The organism is Streptomyces sp. 130, assembly GCF_007096885.1.
In the GTDB taxonomy this organism is placed as follows: domain Bacteria; phylum Actinomycetota; class Actinomycetes; order Streptomycetales; family Streptomycetaceae; genus Streptomyces.
The window spans coordinates 301,578-318,455 of the sequence record NZ_VJNO01000002.1; the positions used below are offsets into that span (position 1 = coordinate 301,578).

Annotated in this window: 14 protein-coding genes and 1 tRNA gene; 2 read left to right on the plus strand and 13 right to left on the minus strand. The window is 73.4% G+C overall.

Going from position 1 to position 16,878, the window contains the following annotated elements:
* Positions 1-6 precede the first annotated feature (6 nt).
* On the plus strand, positions 7-207 hold the full coding sequence (locus FKN01_RS03595; protein WP_143616232.1) for a hypothetical protein: 201 nt from the start codon (positions 7-9) through the stop codon (positions 205-207).
* Positions 208-235: 28 nt separating this feature from the next.
* Here FKN01_RS03595 and FKN01_RS03600 read toward each other — a convergent pair whose 3' ends face one another.
* The 6 genes from FKN01_RS03600 to FKN01_RS03625 all read right to left on the minus strand — a co-directional run bounded on the left by FKN01_RS03600 (position 236) and on the right by FKN01_RS03625 (position 6,193).
* Positions 236-1,009 (minus strand): S16 family serine protease, encoded by a 774-nt coding sequence (locus FKN01_RS03600; protein WP_143616234.1) that lies wholly within the window; start codon positions 1,007-1,009, stop codon positions 236-238.
* A 74-nt stretch (positions 1,010-1,083) separates the two neighbouring features.
* Positions 1,084-1,725 carry an IclR family transcriptional regulator gene (locus FKN01_RS03605; RefSeq protein WP_143616236.1) on the minus strand — a complete coding sequence of 214 codons (642 nt, stop codon included), beginning with the start codon at positions 1,723-1,725 and terminating at the stop codon, positions 1,084-1,086.
* Positions 1,726-2,171: 446 nt separating this feature from the next.
* Positions 2,172-3,953 (minus strand): DEAD/DEAH box helicase, encoded by a 1,782-nt coding sequence (locus FKN01_RS03610; protein WP_143616238.1) that lies wholly within the window; start codon positions 3,951-3,953, stop codon positions 2,172-2,174.
* A 150-nt stretch (positions 3,954-4,103) separates the two neighbouring features.
* The gene (locus FKN01_RS03615) at positions 4,104-4,493 is read right to left on the minus strand and encodes a type II toxin-antitoxin system death-on-curing family toxin (RefSeq protein ID WP_143616240.1); all 390 of its coding nucleotides are present in this window, start codon (positions 4,491-4,493) and stop codon (positions 4,104-4,106) included.
* On the minus strand, positions 4,490-4,690 hold the full coding sequence (locus FKN01_RS03620; RefSeq protein WP_093710790.1) for a ribbon-helix-helix protein, CopG family: 201 nt from the start codon (positions 4,688-4,690) through the stop codon (positions 4,490-4,492). Before FKN01_RS03620 ends, FKN01_RS03615 begins: the two co-directional genes overlap by 4 nt.
* A 39-nt stretch (positions 4,691-4,729) precedes the next feature.
* Positions 4,730-6,193: an MFS transporter gene (locus FKN01_RS03625; RefSeq protein WP_143616242.1), complete on the minus strand. Its 1,464-nt coding sequence runs from the start codon at positions 6,191-6,193 to the stop codon at positions 4,730-4,732.
* Between the two features lie 183 nt (positions 6,194-6,376).
* Here FKN01_RS03625 and FKN01_RS03630 point away from each other — a divergent pair.
* Positions 6,377-6,451, plus strand: a tRNA-Cys gene (locus FKN01_RS03630).
* 55 nt (positions 6,452-6,506) lie between these two features.
* Here the strand turns inward: FKN01_RS03630 and FKN01_RS03635 are convergent.
* The 7 genes from FKN01_RS03635 to FKN01_RS03665 all read right to left on the minus strand — a co-directional run bounded on the left by FKN01_RS03635 (position 6,507) and on the right by FKN01_RS03665 (position 16,754).
* Positions 6,507-8,843 carry a xanthine dehydrogenase family protein molybdopterin-binding subunit gene (locus FKN01_RS03635; RefSeq protein ID WP_143616244.1) on the minus strand — a complete coding sequence of 779 codons (2,337 nt, stop codon included), beginning with the start codon at positions 8,841-8,843 and terminating at the stop codon, positions 6,507-6,509.
* Positions 8,840-10,819, minus strand: a complete 1,980-nt coding sequence (locus tag FKN01_RS03640) for a 2Fe-2S iron-sulfur cluster-binding protein (protein ID WP_143616246.1) — start codon at positions 10,817-10,819, stop codon at positions 8,840-8,842. The genes FKN01_RS03635 and FKN01_RS03640 overlap by 4 nt, the downstream gene beginning before the upstream one ends.
* A complete protein-coding gene (locus tag FKN01_RS03645) occupies positions 10,816-11,712 on the minus strand; it encodes a xanthine dehydrogenase family protein subunit M (protein WP_143616248.1) in 897 nt (298 codons plus the stop codon). Before FKN01_RS03645 ends, FKN01_RS03640 begins: the two co-directional genes overlap by 4 nt.
* 306 nt (positions 11,713-12,018) lie before the next feature.
* Positions 12,019-13,650, minus strand: a complete 1,632-nt coding sequence (locus FKN01_RS03650) for a beta-N-acetylhexosaminidase (protein ID WP_143616249.1) — start codon at positions 13,648-13,650, stop codon at positions 12,019-12,021.
* A gap of 4 nt (positions 13,651-13,654) precedes the next feature.
* Entirely contained in the window at positions 13,655-14,491 is an 837-nt protein-coding gene (locus FKN01_RS03655) for a carbohydrate ABC transporter permease (protein ID WP_143616251.1), read from the minus strand.
* Positions 14,488-15,447: a carbohydrate ABC transporter permease gene (locus FKN01_RS03660; protein WP_143616253.1), complete on the minus strand. Its 960-nt coding sequence runs from the start codon at positions 15,445-15,447 to the stop codon at positions 14,488-14,490. The genes FKN01_RS03655 and FKN01_RS03660 overlap by 4 nt, the downstream gene beginning before the upstream one ends.
* Positions 15,448-15,449: 2 nt before the next feature.
* Complete coding sequence (locus FKN01_RS03665) at positions 15,450-16,754, minus strand: extracellular solute-binding protein (protein ID WP_143616255.1); 1,305 nt, start codon at positions 16,752-16,754, stop codon at positions 15,450-15,452.
* Positions 16,755-16,878 lie beyond the last annotated feature (124 nt).

Consider the following 16,878-nt stretch of genomic DNA (forward strand, 5'->3'; position numbering starts at 1 on the left):
ACCGCCATGGACCCCGAGACCTACCTCGCCCCCTACCGCGTCCACTCCCCCGAGATGCGCCTCCACCTCCGGGACCTCCGCGTCGCCCGCCGCGCCGCCCTGCGCCGGAAGCTGCGGAGCAGGCTGGGCTGGACCATCGTGAGGATGGGCCTGCGCGTGCTCCCGGCCGGCGCCGGCCGCCCGGCCCGCGCCCCGCGCCCCGTCTAGGGCCGGTCCGGGCCCTGCCGTCCGGAGCTCAGCAGCCGGGGATCTCGCCGCCGTGCTCCAGGGCCCGCAGCGAGTTCACCGCGTCCTTCAGCGTCCTGACCGGGATCAGCCGCAGGCCCTTCGGCAGCTCGGACTTCGCCTCCGAGCACTCCGCCTTCGGTACGAGGAAGACGGTCGCCCCGTCCCGCCGGGCCGCCTGGGTCTTGAGCGAGACCCCGCCGACCGCGCCGACCTCGCCCTTCGCGTCGATCGTGCCCGTGCCCGCGATGGTGCGTCCGCCGGTGAGGTCGCCGCCCGAGCCGTCGCCGTCCAGCTTGTCCACGATGCCGAGCGCGAAGAACAGTCCGGCGCTGGGGCCGCCGATGTCCGCCAGGTGCAGGGTGACGTCGACCGATCCGGGCTTCCGGCCCAGGTAGTTCAGGGCGGCGTCGACGGCGGCGTCCTGGGACTTGGCCATGTCGTCCAGGTTGTGCTTCTCGATCTCCTTCTCGGAGCCGCCGGTCGGGTAGACGGAGTCGCGGGGCATCACGGCCCGGTCCGTACGGAACCAGCCGTCCACGACGTCCCCGATGCCGACGTCCGCCTTCGGGCCCGTCGCCACGATCGTCGTCATCCGCAGCTCGCCCCGGGTGGGGCGGGTGGGCGCGCCCTCGATGCTGATCACCGGGGTGCCGTGGTCGTCCCCGAGCACGTCCGCGGTCGTCCCGGGCTGCGCCAGCGTGAACGGCAGCGGCGCGAAGGCGGCTGTGCCGAGGAGGGCGACGACGGGGAGGGCGGCCAGGGCGAGGCGTTGTGTGGACACCGGTCCAATCTAACGTCCGGCGCTCCGGGCCGGGCCGCCCGGGCGATCCGGGGCCCCGGCGCGACGTACCCGCGTCAGCGGAGCGCGTCCGCCACCTCACGGGCCGCGTCCACCACCCGGGGCCCCACCCGCTCCGGGACGGAGTCCGCCAGCATGACGACGCCGACGCTGCCCTCCACCCCCGTCACGCCGATGAGCGCCGCCGCCGCACCGCTCGCGCCCGCTTCGAGTTCGCCGTGGGTGAGGGTGTAGGCGGTCTCGCCCACCGGCCTCTGGCGGGCGGCGAGGATCGCCCGGCCGGCGGCGCCCCGGTCCAGCGGGTGGCGGAAGCCCGCCCGGTAGGCGACGTGGTAGTCGGTCCAGGTCGGTTCCACCACGGCCACCGCCAGCGCGTCGGAGCCGTCGACCAGGGTGAGGTGGGCGGTGGCCCCGATGTCCTCGGCCAGCGAGCGCAGCGCCGGAAGCGCCGCCTCCCTCACGAGGGGGTGGACCTGGCGGCCGAGGCGCAGGACGCCGAGGCCGACCCGCGCCCGGCCGCCCAAGTCGCGGCGGATCAGGGCGTGTTGCTCCAGCGTGGCGAGCAGACGGTAGACCACGGTGCGGTTGACGCCGAGTTTGTTGGACAACTCGGTGACCGTCAGGCCGTGGTCGGTGTCGGCGAGCAGTTTGAGGACACGCAGTCCTCTGTCGAGCGTCTGGGAGGTCTCCGCGGTCACGACGCCCTCTCCTCCGTGGTGAGCGGCCGCGGCCGTCCCGTGGGATGTGCGCCACCGGTCCCGGGGCGACGCACGGAGAGGCCGCCGGCCTGGCCAAGGCACCGGCTGCGCTCCGCGGCGGCGTTGCCACGGGGCGTTCACATTTTTTGGACAGTAGCGAGCGAGTCCGCTCAGCGGAAGCCCTCGTCCAGAATCCGGTCTCCGTCCGGAGCCCGGTTGCGGCGTACGAACATAAGCGCCGGTCAGCGGCGCGCGGGCGGTTCACCGCGGGTCTACGCGCGTCCATGTCGGCCGACTCTCCCGCGACGCTCCGTAGACCGGATGTGAACCACGGTTAACTCACCGTGAAAATTTTTTCGGCCGATTCATTGATCGACAAGGCCCCGGGACCCATGTGCCGGGGTTCCGGGGCCTGTTGACGCCGTGAGCGTGTCGCCGTACGCGGATCAGCGCATCCGGGTGGCCCACTCCTGGACCTTCTTGATCCGCTGCTCGATCTGCCCGGCGGTGGCCTCCGCGCTCGGGGGTCCGCCGCAGACCCGGCGCAGCTCGGTGTGGATCACGCCGTGCGGTTTGCCGCTCTGGTGGGTGTAGGCGGAGACCATGGTGTTCAACTGCTTGCGCAGGCTGAGGAGTTGCTTGTGGGTGACGACCGGGCGGTCCTGGGCGGGCTTCTCCAGGAGGTCGGCCTCGGACGCGGGCTTCTGGCGGCTGTGCGCGATCTGCCGGGTCTGCCGCTTCTGGAGCAGCAGCTGGACCTGGTCGGGTTCGAGGAGCCCGGGGATGCCGAGGTAGTCCTGCTCCTCCTCGCTGCCCGGGTGGGCCTGCATGCCGAACTCGGCGCCGTCGTAGAGCACCCGGTCGAAGACCGCGTCGGACTCCAGGGCCTCGAAGGGCAGTTGCTCCTCGGTCTCCTCGTCCTCCAGCCTCTCGGCGTCGGCGAGGAGCTTGTCCTCCTCGGCGAACGGGTTCTCCTCGTCGCCGCCCTTCTTGGGCTTGTCGAGGACGTGGTCCCGCTCGACCTCCATCTCGTTGGCGAACTCCAGGAGCATCGGGATGGTGGGCACGAAGACGGACGCGGTCTCGCCGCGCCTGCGGGAGCGCACGAAGCGGCCGACGGCCTGGGCGAAGAAGAGCGGGGTGGAGATGGTGGTCGCGTACACCCCGACGGCCAGGCGCGGCACGTCGACGCCTTCGGACACCATGCGGACGGCGACCATCCAGCGCGAGTCGTCCTGGCTGAACTTGTCGATCTTCTTCGACGCGGCCTTCTCGTCGGAGAGCACCACGGTGGCCGACTCGCCGGTGACCTTCTTCAGGATCTTGGCGTACGCGCGCGCCGACTCCTGGTCCGTGGCGATGACGAGCCCGCCCGCGTCCGGGATGCCCTTGCGGACCTCGGTGAGGCGCTTGTCGGCGGCGCTCAGCACATTGGGAATCCAGTCGCCGGTGGGCGACAGGGCGGTGCGCCAGGCCTGCCCGATGGCGTCCTTGGTCATCGGCTCGCCGAGCCGGGCCTCGATCTCGTCGCCCGCCTTGGTGCGCCAGCGCATGTTGCCGCTGTAGCTGAGGAAGATCACGGGGCGCACGACGCCGTCCGCCAGGGCGTTGCCGTAGCCGTAGGTGTAGTCGGCGGAGGAGCGCCGGATGCCGTCGTCGCCCTCCTCGTACACGACGAACGGGATCGGGTTGGTGTCCGAGCGGAAGGGGGTGCCGGTGAGCGCGAGCCGCCGGGTCGCGGGGTCGAACGCCTCCTGGCACGCCTCGCCCCAGGACTTGGAGTCACCGGCGTGATGGATCTCGTCGAGGATGACGAGGGTCTTGCGCTGCTCGCACCGGTTGCGGTGCAGCATCGGGCGGACGCCGACGCCCGCGTAGGTGACGGCGACCCCGTGGTACTCCTTGCTCAGCGGACCGGCGCTGTAGTCGGGGTCCAGCTTGATCCCTATCCGGGCGGCCGCCTCGGCCCACTGCTTCTTCAGGTGCTCGGTGGGCGCGACGACGGTGACCTGCTGCACGACGTGGTGGTGCAGCAGCCAGGACGCGAGGGTCAGCGCGAAGGTGGTCTTCCCGGCGCCGGGGGTGGCGACGGCGAGGAAGTCGCGCGGCTGTTCCTGGATGTACTTCTCCATGGCGCCCTGCTGCCAGGCTCGCAGCTTTCCGGCCGTGCCCCAGGGGGCGCGGCCGGGGAAGGCGGGTGAGAGGTGGTGGGAGGCGGTAGTAGTCACGGTCTCCGGTTCGGGTCTCTCGGGTACGTGGGCGCTGTCCGCGCGGGCCGGACCGGCTCCGCACGCGATACGACAACCGGGCCACCCTACCGGGGCGGCTGCCCCGTACCGCCGTCTTCCGCGCCACCCCGCACGGAAGTGCGACGGCTCTCACACGGGGCCGGCCACCAGCTCGCGCAACCCCTTCGCGATGACCGCGACCTCATCGGCCTCTCCCGTCGCGACCGCGATGACCAGGCGTTCCGCCGCGTCGATGTCGGGCCGGAGGTCGATCCCGTTCATGGCGAGAAAGGTGACGCAGGACAGCCAGGCGGTGCGTTTGTTGCCGTCGAAGAACGGGTGGTTGACCGCCAGCGACTGCAGGAGCGCGGCCGCCTTGTCGAGGACGTCCGGGTACGCCTCCTGCCCGAACATGGACGCCGACGGCCGGTGCGCGGCCGACTCCAGAAGTCCTGCGTCGCGAAGCACGACCCGCATGTCGGGGCAGGCGTGCTCGGCGATGACGAGAACATCCTCGGAGCTCAGGTAGACACAGCTCACTTCAGCCGCTCCATGAGCTCACTCCACTTGGCCGCCTGCTCCTGCGCCGTCCGGCGCACGATGGCCTGCTGGGCGGTTCGGGCCAGGTAGTCGTCCACGGCCTTGAGCAGTATGGCGTGCATGCTCGTGCCCTCCTGCTCGGCACGCTGCTTGAGGGCTTCGGTCTGGTCATCGCGGAGACGCAGGTTCATAGCCATACCAAAACGGTACCACCAGTGGGGTCAGTTTGGTACCACTCACCGTTCCCGTACCCGCCCCGCCACCCACGCCCCCGCCAGGGCCACCGCCGCCATCGGGAAGAAGACGACCGCGAAGGCGGCCGGGTGGGAGGTGGTGGCGGCCGTCTCCGTGGCGTCCATCGTGCCGCCGCCCAGGGCCGCGAAGGCGGCGCCGCCCGCGGCCAGCAGGAGGACGTTGGAGAGGCCGTCGGAGATCTGGAGGGCGGCCGAGTTGGCGCCGGCCTCCTCGGGGGCGGACAGCTTCAGGAGCAGCACGCTGGTGGAGGCGATCACCACGCCCATGCCGAAGCAGCCGAAGGCCCAGGCGACGGCCACGGTCCAGACCGGCACGGAGGTGATCAGCACGGCGGGGGCCGCCGCGATGGAGAGGGCGACCAGGATCATGGCGCCGACCATCAGTGGTTCGCGGTGTGGTTCGAGACGGGGCCGGGACTGCACGTAGGAGCCCAGCGCCCAGGTGCCGCCGCCCGCCGCCAGGGAGAGGCCCGCCAGGGTCGGGGACAGGCCTCGCTGGGTGACCAGCATCAGCGGGACGAACGATTCGGCGGCGATGAAGGACCCGGCCGCGACCCCGCGCAGCAGGACCACCGCGGGCAGCCCGCGCGCCGCCCGCCACGTGCCGTGGGGCAGCAGGCCCCGGATCGCGGGGACGAGCAGCGCGGCCCCGGCGGCGGCCGGCAGCAGCGAGAGCCAGTTCCGCTCCTGGCCGGCGTACTGGAGCAGCCCGGCGCCCAGCGAGATGCCCAGGGCGAGCGCGATGCGCCGGCGGTCGTACGCCGCCACCGGCGCCTCCGGGTCGGCCGGGCCGGACGCCATGCGCCGGATCTCGGGCAGCGCGAGCGCGAGGGGGAAGACGATCAGGACCGGGATGCCGATGAACACCCAGCGCCAGCCCAGGTGCTCGGTGACGCTGCCGGCGGCGAGCGGCCCGACGACCGAGGGGATCACCCAGCTCGCGGCGAACGCGGCCAGGATCGCCGGCCGCAGGTGCTCCGGGTAGGCGCGGCTGATCACCACGTACAGCGCGACGATGACCAGTCCGCCGCCGAGCCCCTGCACGGCGCGGCCCGCGATGAACATCCACATGGTGCCCGCGGTCCCGGACAGCAGGAGCCCGGCCGCGAAGGCGCTGATCCCGGCGGCCAGCGGGGCGAGCGGGCCGCGCCGGTCGGCCCACTGCCCGGACAGCACCATGGCGAAGAGGCTGGTGGTGAAGTACGCCGAGAACGCGTACGCGTACAGCGGGATGCCGTGCAGCTCACGCGCGGCGACCGGCATCGCGGTCCCCACGGCGGTGGCCTCGAAGGCGATCAGGAACACCACGGAGACGATGCCGATGCTGAGCGCCCGGTAGGTGCGCCCGAGAATGCCCTCCGGCGAACCGGGCCCCGCCGGGGCGGGGGCGTCGACGTCTTCGATGAGGCGCGGGACATCGGCGTCGCGCGGTTCCAGGGCGGTCATGAGCCAAGGGTAAGGGGTGAAACGCCTGGTGAACCCTGTCGGTGGTCGGCCCCGGCCTCAGCCGTTGGTCCTACGTCCGCGGGCCGTACGTGAACGGCGTGTGGCGGTCGCGTTGCACGCCCGCCGCAGCCCTTGAACGGCCCGCGCGGCCGGGCCTACGGTCGGTTCAGCGACACCGCGCAGGACCGTGTGCCCGAGAGGCTCAGGGGCTCGACTGCAACTCGAGTTACACCGGTTCGAATCCGGTCACGGTCTCCACGTCACCGCCCGCCCCCTGGTCCAGGGGGGCGGGCGGTTTCCGTGTGCGGGCCGCTCAGCCCTTCGGTGCCGCGACCGCCGCCTGCGGGCGGATCGGGAGGCGGCTGACCGGGCGGCCGGTCGCCGCGCGGACCGCGGCGGCCACCGCGGCCGGCGAGGTCACGACCGGCACCGCCGAAGCGGGCTTCGCGCCGAACGGCGCGACCACGTCCCGCTCCTCGACCAGCTTCACGATGTGGATCTCCGGCGCGTCCAGCGAGGTCGGCAGGGCGTAGCCGGTGAGGTCGGGGTGCCGGACCAGGCCGCGGGCGGTGCGGAGGTTCTCGGTGAGGGCGGCGCCGATGCCCTGGGTGACGCCCGCCTCGATACGGGTCGCCAGCTGGGACGGGTTGAGGACGCGGCCGACGTCCTGGGCGACGGCCATCTCGACGACCCGGACCGAGCCCAGCTCGATGTCGACGTCCACCACCGCGCGGACCGCGCAGAAGGCCATGCCCACGAAGGCGTCGCCCTGCCCGGACTCGTCCAGCGGTTCGGTGGGGTGCGGGCGGCACTGCGCGGTGGCCCACAGCTCCTTGCCGTCCAGCGCCTCCGACACGGTCGTGGAGAGCACCCCGTCGTACGAGGTGATCTTGCCGTCCGTGATCTGGAGCAGCTCCGTGGACATCCCGAACTTGTGCGCCAGGGGCTGGAGGAGCTGGGTGCGGACCATCTTCGCGGCGCGTTCGACCGCTCCGGCGGAGACCCAGGTGTGGCGGCCGTGCGTGGCCGCGCCCGCCGGGGGCTGGTCGGTGTCGACGGAGGCGACGTGCACCTCCTCGACGCCCAGGGTCTCCTGGACGACCTGCCGGGCCAGCGTGGAGAAGCCCTGTCCGGTCTCGACGGCCGCGCAGATGACGGTGGCGACCGAGTCGTGGACCCGGACCGTGGCCGTGGACACCTCGTCGGCTCCCTCCGCGCCGAGCATGTGGACCATGCCCAGCGCGTACCCGACGCCGCGCCGCACCGCGCCCGGTTCGCCCGCGCCCTCGGGGCCGCCCGGCAGCAGCCAGTCGTCCTCCGGGGCGTCCTTGGGCAGGGCGGGCAGCGGGTGGTCGCGGACGGCGGTGAGCAGTTCGGCGACGGGCGCGGGGCAGGTCACGGTCTGCCCGGTCGGCAGGATGTCGCCGGTGGCCAGCACGTTGCGCATGCGCAGCTCGGCCGGGTCGATCCCCAGCTTCGCGGCCAGCTTGTCCATCTGGCCCTCGTAGGCGGCGCAGACCTGCATCGCGCCCTCGCCCCGGACATGGCCGGAGGGCGGGTTGTTCGTACGGACGGCCCAGCCCTCGATGAAGGCGTGCGGGACGACGTACGGGCCGCAGGCGAAGGCGACCGCGGCGGCCAGCGACTCCGACGAGGCGTCCGCGTAGGCGCCCGCGTCCAGCAGGATCTGGGCCTCCACCTTGACCAGGCGGCCCTCCGCGTCCGCGTGGTGGCGGTAGCGCAGCAGGGTCGGGTGGCGGTGGGCGTGGCCGAGGAACGACTCCTCGCGGGTGGCGGCCAGCTTGACCGGGCATCCGGTGCGCAGGGCGAGCAGGCCGAGCGGCAGCTGGAAGGCGGGGTCCTCGCGGTCTCCGGTGGCGCCGGGCACGCCGGTGACGACGATCTTGACCCGCTCCGGTTCGAGGCCGAAGCAGGCGGCGGCGAGGTCGCGGTCGGTGTGCGGGTCCGTGGACGCGGTGTACAGCTCGACGCCGCCGTCCGGGCGGGGCACGGCGAGCCCGGCCTCCGCGCCGATCGGGGCGGGGTCCTGGCGGCCGATGCGGTACAGCCCGTCCACGACGACCTCGCCGACCGCCTCCGGGTCGCCGTAGCGCAGCGGGATGTGGCGGATGAGGTTGCCGTCGGGATGCAGGGGCTCGGCCTCGAACGCCTTCTCCGGGTCGGTGACCGGGTCCAGCACCTCGTACTCGACGGCGATCGCGGCGGCGGCGAGCCGGGCGGTGTCGGGGTGGTCGGCGGCGACGGCGGCGATCGGCTCGCCGTGGTGGCGGACCAGGTCGGAGGCGAAGACGGGGCGGTCCACGACCTTGCGGCCGTACAGGGCCTCGCCCGGGACGTCCCGGTGGGTGACGACCGCGCGCACCCCGGGCATCTCGGCGGCGGCCGAGGTGTCGATGGAGAGGATGCGGGCGTGGGCGTGCGGGGAGCGCAGGACGGCCGCCCAGAGCAGGCCCTCGGCCCACAGGTCGGCGGCGTACGGGAAGGTGCCCTGGGTCTTGGCGCGGGCGTCGGCCGGGGGCAGCGAGGCGCCGAGGCCGAGCCGCGGCCGCTCGGCCTCGGGTCCGCCCGGACCGGCCGGCGACGGGATGCTGATCGTCGTGGGGGAGGCGCCGGCCGCGTCGTTGCTCACGCCATGTCTCCGTCCTGCTGGTGGGCCTGCACACTACCGGCGCCGGGCGCCGCCTGGTGTGGGACGCGGGGCTTCTCCGGCTCGCCGGTCCCGGTCTCCCCGGCGGCTTCGGCGGCCTCGGCGGCGGCCGCGCGGGCCGCGATGACCTCGTTGACCGCGTTCAGGACGCCCCGGTAGCCGGAGCAGCGGCAGAGGTTGCCGCACAGCGCCCGGCGGGTCTCCAGTTCGCTGGGGCGGTGGTTGCCCTCCAGGAGGTCGTGGACGGTCATCGCCATGCCGGGGATGCAGAAGCCGCACTGGACGGCGCCGCAGTCCGCCAGCGCCCGCTGCACGTCGGACGGTTCCCCGTCGACGGCCAGGCCCTCGACCGTACGGACCTCGCTGCCGGCGGTCGTGGCGGCGGGGACGAGGCAGGAGGCGACGAGCCGGCCGTCCACCTGGACGTTGCACGCCCCGCACTCGCCCTGCGAGCAGCCGTCCTTGGCGCCGGCGAGGCCGAGGCGTTCGCGCAGCACGTAGAGCAGGGACTCGCCGATCCAGGCGTCCGTGACGGGCCGGTCGACGCCGTTGACGTGCAGCGTGTACGAGGCGGCGGGGTGCTCGCTGGGCGGCGGGGGCCCCTCCGGGGCCGGGGCCTCGGGCACCTCGGCGGGCTGGAGGGTGTCCGCCGCCTCGGGCGCCGTGGCGTCCGGCGGCGCTTCCCCGGCGGGCGCCTGCGCGACCGGGTCCGGGACGGCGCCGGGGGCGTCCGCGAGGGCGTCGGCCGCCGGCTCGGGCCGCTCGCCGCCGACCGGCTCCGCCGCCTCGGGAGCGCTCTCGGCGGGGGCGGCGTCCGACGCGTCGGCATCGCCTGCGGAGGGGGCACCCGTCAGCCCATCGGCGTCGCCTGCGGCGGGGGCGGCGGCCGACGCGTCGGGGTCGCCTGCGGCCGGGGCACCCGTCAGCCCATCGGCGTCGCCTGCGGCCGGGGCGCCCGTCGGCCCGTCGGCCCGCACGCCACCCGGGGCACCGGCAAGATCACCCGCCACCGGCTCCGCAGCCCCGCCCGCATCCGACACCGCCCAGGACGCCGACACACCCGCCGAACCGTCCCCCCGCGCCGCACCCGCGGCACCGGCAAGATCACCCGCCACCGGCTCCGCAGCCCCGCCCGCGCCCGACACCGCCCAGGACGCCGGAACACCCGCCGAACCGTCCCCCCGCACGTCACCCGAGGCATCGGCCGGACCACCCGCCGACGGCTCCGCAGCCCCGGCCGCGTCCGGCACCGACCAGGACGCCGACACACCCGCCGAACCGTCCCCCCGCGCCTCACCCGAGGCACCGGCAAGATCACCCGCCGACGGCTCCCCCGCCCCGCCCGCGCCCGGCACCGCCCAGGACGCCGACACACCCGCCGAACCGTCCGCCCGCGCCTCACCCGAGGCACCGGCAAGATCACCCGGCGACGGCTCCGCGGCCCCGGCCGCGTCCGGCACCGCCCAGGGTGCCGGGGCGCCGCCCGGCAGGGTGGCCGGGCGGTCCGCGTACCAGTCGGCGGCGGGGGGCGGGGTGTACAGCTCGCCGGAGTCGTCCGAGAGCGCGGCGGCCGGGTCCGGCCAGGACGAGGTGTCCACCGGCCACTGGGCGGTGGCGGCCGGGTCCGTACCGTACGGCTCCTGGTACGAGCCGGGGTGCGGGTGGCCGTAGCCGGACTGCTGGTTCGGGTCGGGCCAGTGCACCGGGTCCGGCGCGGGCTGCTGGTCCGGGGTCTGGACGGTCCAGTTGCCGGTGGCCGCCGGGTCGAGGCCGGCGGCCGGGGTCAGCGGCAGGATCATCGGCGGGGTGTAGCCGTGGCCGGGCGCGGCCAGCGGGATGTCCGCCAGGTCCTCGGGCGGCAGCTGGACGAAGGCCGTCGCGTCGCCGTCGTAGTCGCCCTGCGGGGTCGGCTGCCAGCCGCCGTGCTGCTGCTGCTCGGCGGGGTTCTCCTTGCTCACGACAGTGCCCTCCCCAGCGCGCGTCGGGCGAGCGCGGCGACGGTGCGCCGCAGGTGCAGTACGGCGGGGGGCAGCGGTGGCGCCTCTCCCCCGTCCGCGGGTGGTTCCTGGTCCGGGATGCAGGCGGCCGCGACGTACTCGCCGAAGGCGGCCAGCGCGTCGGGGGCCAGGCCGCGCGCCCCGTCCCAGTCGATCAGCGAGGCGATCCAGCGCTCCGCCTCCAACGGGCGCAGCGGCATCGGGGCGATGGCGCCGACCGCGCAGCGCACCCCGCGCCTGGCCGGGTCGAGGACGATCGCGACGGAGGCGGTGGCGCGGCCGGGGCCGGTGCGGCCGGTGGCCTTGAGGAACACCTGCGGGGCGTGCAGCAGGGGCACCCGGACGAAGCCGATCAGCTCGGCGGGTTCCAGCATCTCGCGGCCGGCCAGCAGGTGGGAGACGGGGATCTCGCGGCGGGCGCCGCCGGGTCCGGCGATGACGAGTTCGGCCTCCAGGGCGGCGAGCACCGGCAGCGCGTCCCCGGTCGGGGCGGCGGTCGCGATGTTGCCGCCGAGCGTGCCGGCGTTGCGGATCTGCGGGGGGCCGGCGGCGCGGGCGGAGGCGGCGAGCGCGGGGATGAGGGCGGCGAAGTCGGGCCGCCCCATGCGGGCGTGGGTCAGGCCGGCGCCCAGCAGGGCGTGTCCGTCCTGGTAGTGCCAGCCGCGCAGCTCGCTGATGCGGCCGAGTCCGACCAGGCCGGAGGGGCGCAGGAGCCCTTTGTTGACGGCCGACATCAGGTCCGTGCCGCCTGCCACGGGGACGGCGGCCGGCATGGCGCCGAGTGCCGCCACCGCCTCGTCCAGCGAGGCAGGCAGCGTCACGGACTGCGTCGCCTGCGGTGCGTGCGTGGTCAACCCAGCTGCCCCTTCCCGGTGTCCCGGCGCTCCCGCCTGTTTCGCCGTACGGTACGTGCTCGAAGCCCGGACGTGGCAACTCTGGCACATCTTCGGACCGGCCCGACGCGCAGGTCCGCGAAGGGTGTATCCGTCCATGGCCAGGGTAATGGTCCCGGTTTCACGCCGGTTCGGCGGTGAGCGCCCTTTGCCGGTCGTGTGCTTCTCCGTACGGATTGCCCCCAAGGCGGCGGCCCGGCCCGGGAAACGCCGCCGCCACCACGGTCGCAGCGGCCGTGGTGGCGGGAGAGCGGGCCGGGGCCGGGCTCACACGTTCGGGGGTGCCCCCTCGATCGGGCGTCCGAGGACGCCGGGGCGCTTCTGCCAGGGGAGCGGTCCGGTCGGCGGCCGGTAGCCGACGCCGAGGGCGTCGAGCCGGGCGTAGTGGGCGGTCATGCGGCGCTCGAAATCGGCGAAGTCCCGTTCCGCCGGGGCGGGCAGGGCCGACCAGGCGACCTCGGCGAACGCGGCGAGGCGGGGGAAGACCTGGTAGTCGACGCGGGCCCGGTTCTGCATGACCTCGGACCAGGCGTTGGCCTGGGTGCCGATGACGTGCCGGGCCGCCTCCGCGCTCAGGGACGGCGGCACGGGTTCGAAGCGGTAGACGTCCTCCAGGGTGCGGACGTACCCGATGGGCATCGGCTCGTCGGGGCCGCCGTGCTGACGGTGGTCCAGATAGATCTGCTGCTCCGGGCACATGACCACGTCGTGGCCCGCCTCGGCCGCCGCGATGCCGCCCGCGTAGCCGCGCCAGGAGGAGACGGCGGCGCCGGGGGCGAGGCCGCCCTCCAGGATCTCGTCCCAGCCGATGAGGCGCCGGCCGCGGGCGGTCAGCCAGGTGTCGAAGTGGCGGATGAACCAGGACTGGAGCTCGTCCTCGTCCGCCAGGCCGAGTTCCTTCATGCGGGCCTGCGCGGCGGGTGACCGCTTCCACTGGTCCTTGGGGCACTCGTCGCCGCCGACGTGGACGAACGGCGAGGTCTCCGGCGGGAAGAGTTCGAGGAGTTCCTCGAAGACGCCCTCGTAGAACCGCAGGACGTGGTCGGAGGGGGCCAGGACGTTCGGTGTGATGCCCCAGTTGTCCCAGACGCCGAGCGCCGAGGTGTCGATGACGTCGGTGTTGCCGAGCTCCGGGTAGGCGCTGATGGCGGCCTGCGAGTGGCCGGGGATGTCGATCTCGGGGACGACCCGGATGTGCCGGGCGGCGGCGTAGGCGACGATCTCGCGGATGTCGTCCTGGGTGTAGTAACCGCCGTGCGGGGTCTCGTCCCAGAGTTCGGAGGCCCGGTGCCCGTACTTGGTGCGCGGGCGCCAGGCGCCGGCCTCGGTGAGGCGCGGGTACCGCTTGATCTCGACGCGCCAGCCCTGGTCGTCGCTGAGGTGGAAGTGGAAGACGTTCAGCTTGTGGGCGGCGAGCAGGTCGAGGTAGCGCAGGACGTCGTCCTTGGGCATGAAGTGCCGCGCCACGTCGAGCATCAGGCCGCGCCAGCCGAAGCGGGGCGCGTCCTCGATGTCGGTGAACCCGAACGCGGCCGTGCCGTCCCCCGTCGGCGCCTTCCGGAAAGCCCGGGGGCCCAGCAGCTGGCGCAGGGTCTGGGCGCCCCAGAACACCCCGGCGGGGCCGCCGCCGGTGATCGACAGGCGGTTGCCGGGCAGCGTGGTCAGCCGGTACGCCTCCGGCTCCAGGGCCGGATCGGTCAGCAGCCGGATGGACCGCTCCGCGTCCTCGGCGCCCGGTGCGAGCGGCACGCCGAAGGCCGCGCCGAGGGTGGTGCGCAGCCAGCGCTCGGTGGTCCCGGTGCCGGGAGCCGCCGCGAGGGTGGTGGACTCGTCCAGCAGGAATCCGCAGCGCCCCTGGTCACCGGCGCGCGCGGGGGCCGGGATCAGATCCATGTTCATGACGTCAGTCCTTAACCGCTCCGCCGAGTCCGGAGACCAGGCGTCGCTGTACGAGTACGAAGAAGACCAGCACGGGCACGGTCATCACCGTGGAGGCTGCCATGATCCCGCCCCAGTCGTTCTCGTCGGGTTTGAAGAAGACCAGCAACGCCATCGGGAGCGTCGACTGGGAGGTGTCGCTGATGATGAACGACTTCGCGAACAGGAAGTCGTTCCAGGTGGAGATGAACGAGAAGACGCTCGTCGCCACGAGTCCGGGGAGGACCAGCGGGAAGAGGATCTGCCACAGGAAACGGGTGCGGCTCGCCCCGTCGATGTACGCGGCCTCCTCCAGCGCCTCCGGCACGGCCCGTACGAAGCCGCGCAGCATCCAGATCGCGAACGGCAGCGAGAACGCCAGGTGCGGCAGGATCAGCGAACCGAGGGTGTTCAGCTGGCCGAAGTCCCGCATCAGGAAGAACAGCGGGATCGTCAGCGCCTCGACCGGCACCATCTGCGCGACCAGGAACATGATCAGCAGTGTGGTCCGGAAGCGGAACCGGAACCGGGTGACCGCCGTGGCCGCCAGGAACGCGATGAGCGCGGAGGCGACGACGACCGTCCCGGCGACGAGCAGGCTGTTGAGGAAGTAGCGCCCGAAGTCCTGCTGCTGGAAGACCCGCCGGAAGGAGTCCAGGGACGGCGACAGGGTCCAGGGCCTGGGGTGCGTGGACTGGACCTCGCCCGCCGGTTTGAGGGCGGAGAGCACCATCCAGTACAGCGGGAAGGCGACGGCGGCGGCGATGAGCAGGGCCGCGGCCTCGGCGGCGAGCCGGCCGGGCCGGCGGACGGGCAGCCTCACAGTTCCTCCCCCTGCCGGCGTACGAGACGCAGGTGGACCAGCGTCACGGCGAGCAGGATGAGCAGCATCACGACGCCGATCGCCGAGCCGAGGCCGTACTGCGAGGAGGCGAACGCCTTCTGGTACGCGTACACGTTGAGCACCAGGTTCTGCCCGGCGATCCCGCCGCCGTTGGTCATGACGTAGATCTGGGTGAACACCTTGAAGTCCCAGATGACCGACTGGATGGTGACGACGGTGAGGATCGGCCGCAGCATCGGGGCCGTGACGGACCGCCAGGTCCGCCACTGCGAGGCCCCGTCCAGCGCCGCCGCCTCCAGCACCTCGGCGGGGATCGCCCGGATGCCCGCGTACACGGTGACCATCACGAACGGGAAGGAGCACCACAGGACTTCGAGGAGCACCAGCGCGAAGGCGCTGTAGCGCCCGTACGTCCACGAGTGGTCGCCGAGCCCCAGGACCCGGTTGACCGGGCCGAAGTCCGCGTCGAAGAGGAAGACCCAGACGGTCGACCCGGTGATCGCGGGCGTCGCCCAGGCGCCGAGCGCGGCCAGCATGAGGGCGAGCCGGGGCACGGCCCGTATCCGGGTCAGCAGGACGGCCAGCGCGCAGCCGGTGAGCAGGGTGGCCAGGACGCAGGCGGCGGCGAAGACCACGGTGGCGAGGAGGACCTGCCAGAACTGGCGGTCCCCGAAGAGGGCGGCGTAGTTGCCGAACCCCTGGAAGCGGGCCGGTTCGCCGCCGCTGACCTGGGCCTGGGTGTACTCCAGGAAGGAGATCAGGCCGAGCTGGTAGATCGGGTAGACCAGCAGCCCGCCGAGCAGGACTAGCGCGGGCAGCAGATAGAGCCACGGGGTCCAGCCCGGCCGCCGGGCCGGGGAGGCGGACCGGCGGCGCGGGGCGGGCGCGGGGGCGGGTGTGGGGGGCGCTTTGTACGCCGTGCTGTTCGCGGTCATCGTCAGCCCGCTTCGGCGAACGCCGCGTCCATCTTCTCCGCGGCGTCGTCGGCCGCCTCGGCCACGTCCTTACGGCCGCTGACGATCTCCTGGAACATGGTGGGCAGGATCAGCGAGGAGTCGATCTGCCCCCAGGCCGGGGAGGCGGGGACGAACTTGGCGCCGGCGCCGAGCGTCCTGACGAAGGGCTCGACGAACGGCTCGCGCTCCGCGGCGGCGGCGCGGACGTCGGTGTAGGTCGGCAGGAAGCCCATCGCGTCGAACATGCGGGCCTGGGAGGCCTTGCCGGTCAGCTCCTTCATCAGGTCGACGGCCAGGCTGCGGTGCCCGCTGCTCCTCAGCACGCCGATGTTGTTGCCGCCCGCGAACGCCGGGGCGATGGAGCCCTCGGCCACGCCGGGCAGCGGGACGACCGCGTACTTGCCCTTGACGGCGCCGGCTTCGACGGCCGCGTGGCTGAAGTCGCCGCCGATGGCCATGGCGGCCTTGCCGGACGCGAAGGCGGTGACGGTCGCGTTGCCGCCCATCGCGGCGCACTTGGCGGGCGGGCAGTTGGCGGCGCCGAACAGCGAGGTGTAGGCCTCGATGCCCTTGCGGGCCTTCGCGCTGTTGATGGCCGACTTGTACGAGGAGCCGTCCCGGTCGGCCAGTTCGCCGCCGTTGGCCCAGATGAACGGCATCGCCCCGTAGGTGTAGGCGCCGCCGACGGCGAGCCCGTACAGGTCCGGCTTCTTCCGGTGGATCTTCTTGGCGGTGGAGATCAGTTCGGCCTGTGACTTGGGCGGTTCGATGCCCAGGTCCGCGAAGACGTCGGTGCGGTAGTACAACGCGCGTACGCCGACGAAGAGCGGGGCCCCGTAGACCTTGCCGTCGACCGTCACGGACTGCTTGGCGGCCGGGTCGGTGTCCTCGGCGTCCGCCCAGGCCCCGAACTCGGACGTGATGTCGGCGAGCCCGCCGTCCTTGACGTACCCGGCGGTGTCGGTGTTGCCGTACTCGATGAGGTCGGGGGCGCTCTCCGGATCGTTGAAGGCGGCCTTGACGCGCTGGGCGCGGGTCTCGACCGGGATGTACTCGATCGTGACCTCGGCGCCCTTGTGGGCCTTCTCGAAGGCGGCGACCGCGGTGTCGACGACCTTCTCCTTCGGCTCGTTGCCGACCTCCTGGAACAGCCAGACCCGCAGTGTGCCGGTCTTCTCGTCGCCCTTGGCTCCGTTGTCGGAGGTCTGCGGCGCGCAGGCGGTGGCGGTGAGGCCCGCCAGGACGAGCGCCGCGGCCGGGGCGGCGATTCGGGCAGAGAACTTCATCCGGGAACCCCTACCGGTCAGTGTTGCAGCATACGCAACGCATGTTTCGTTCTGCACAACAGGCAGGAGAGTAGGTGGGGTCGGGGACGGCGACAAGTGGTCTGCACCACCTCTGCACCACTCC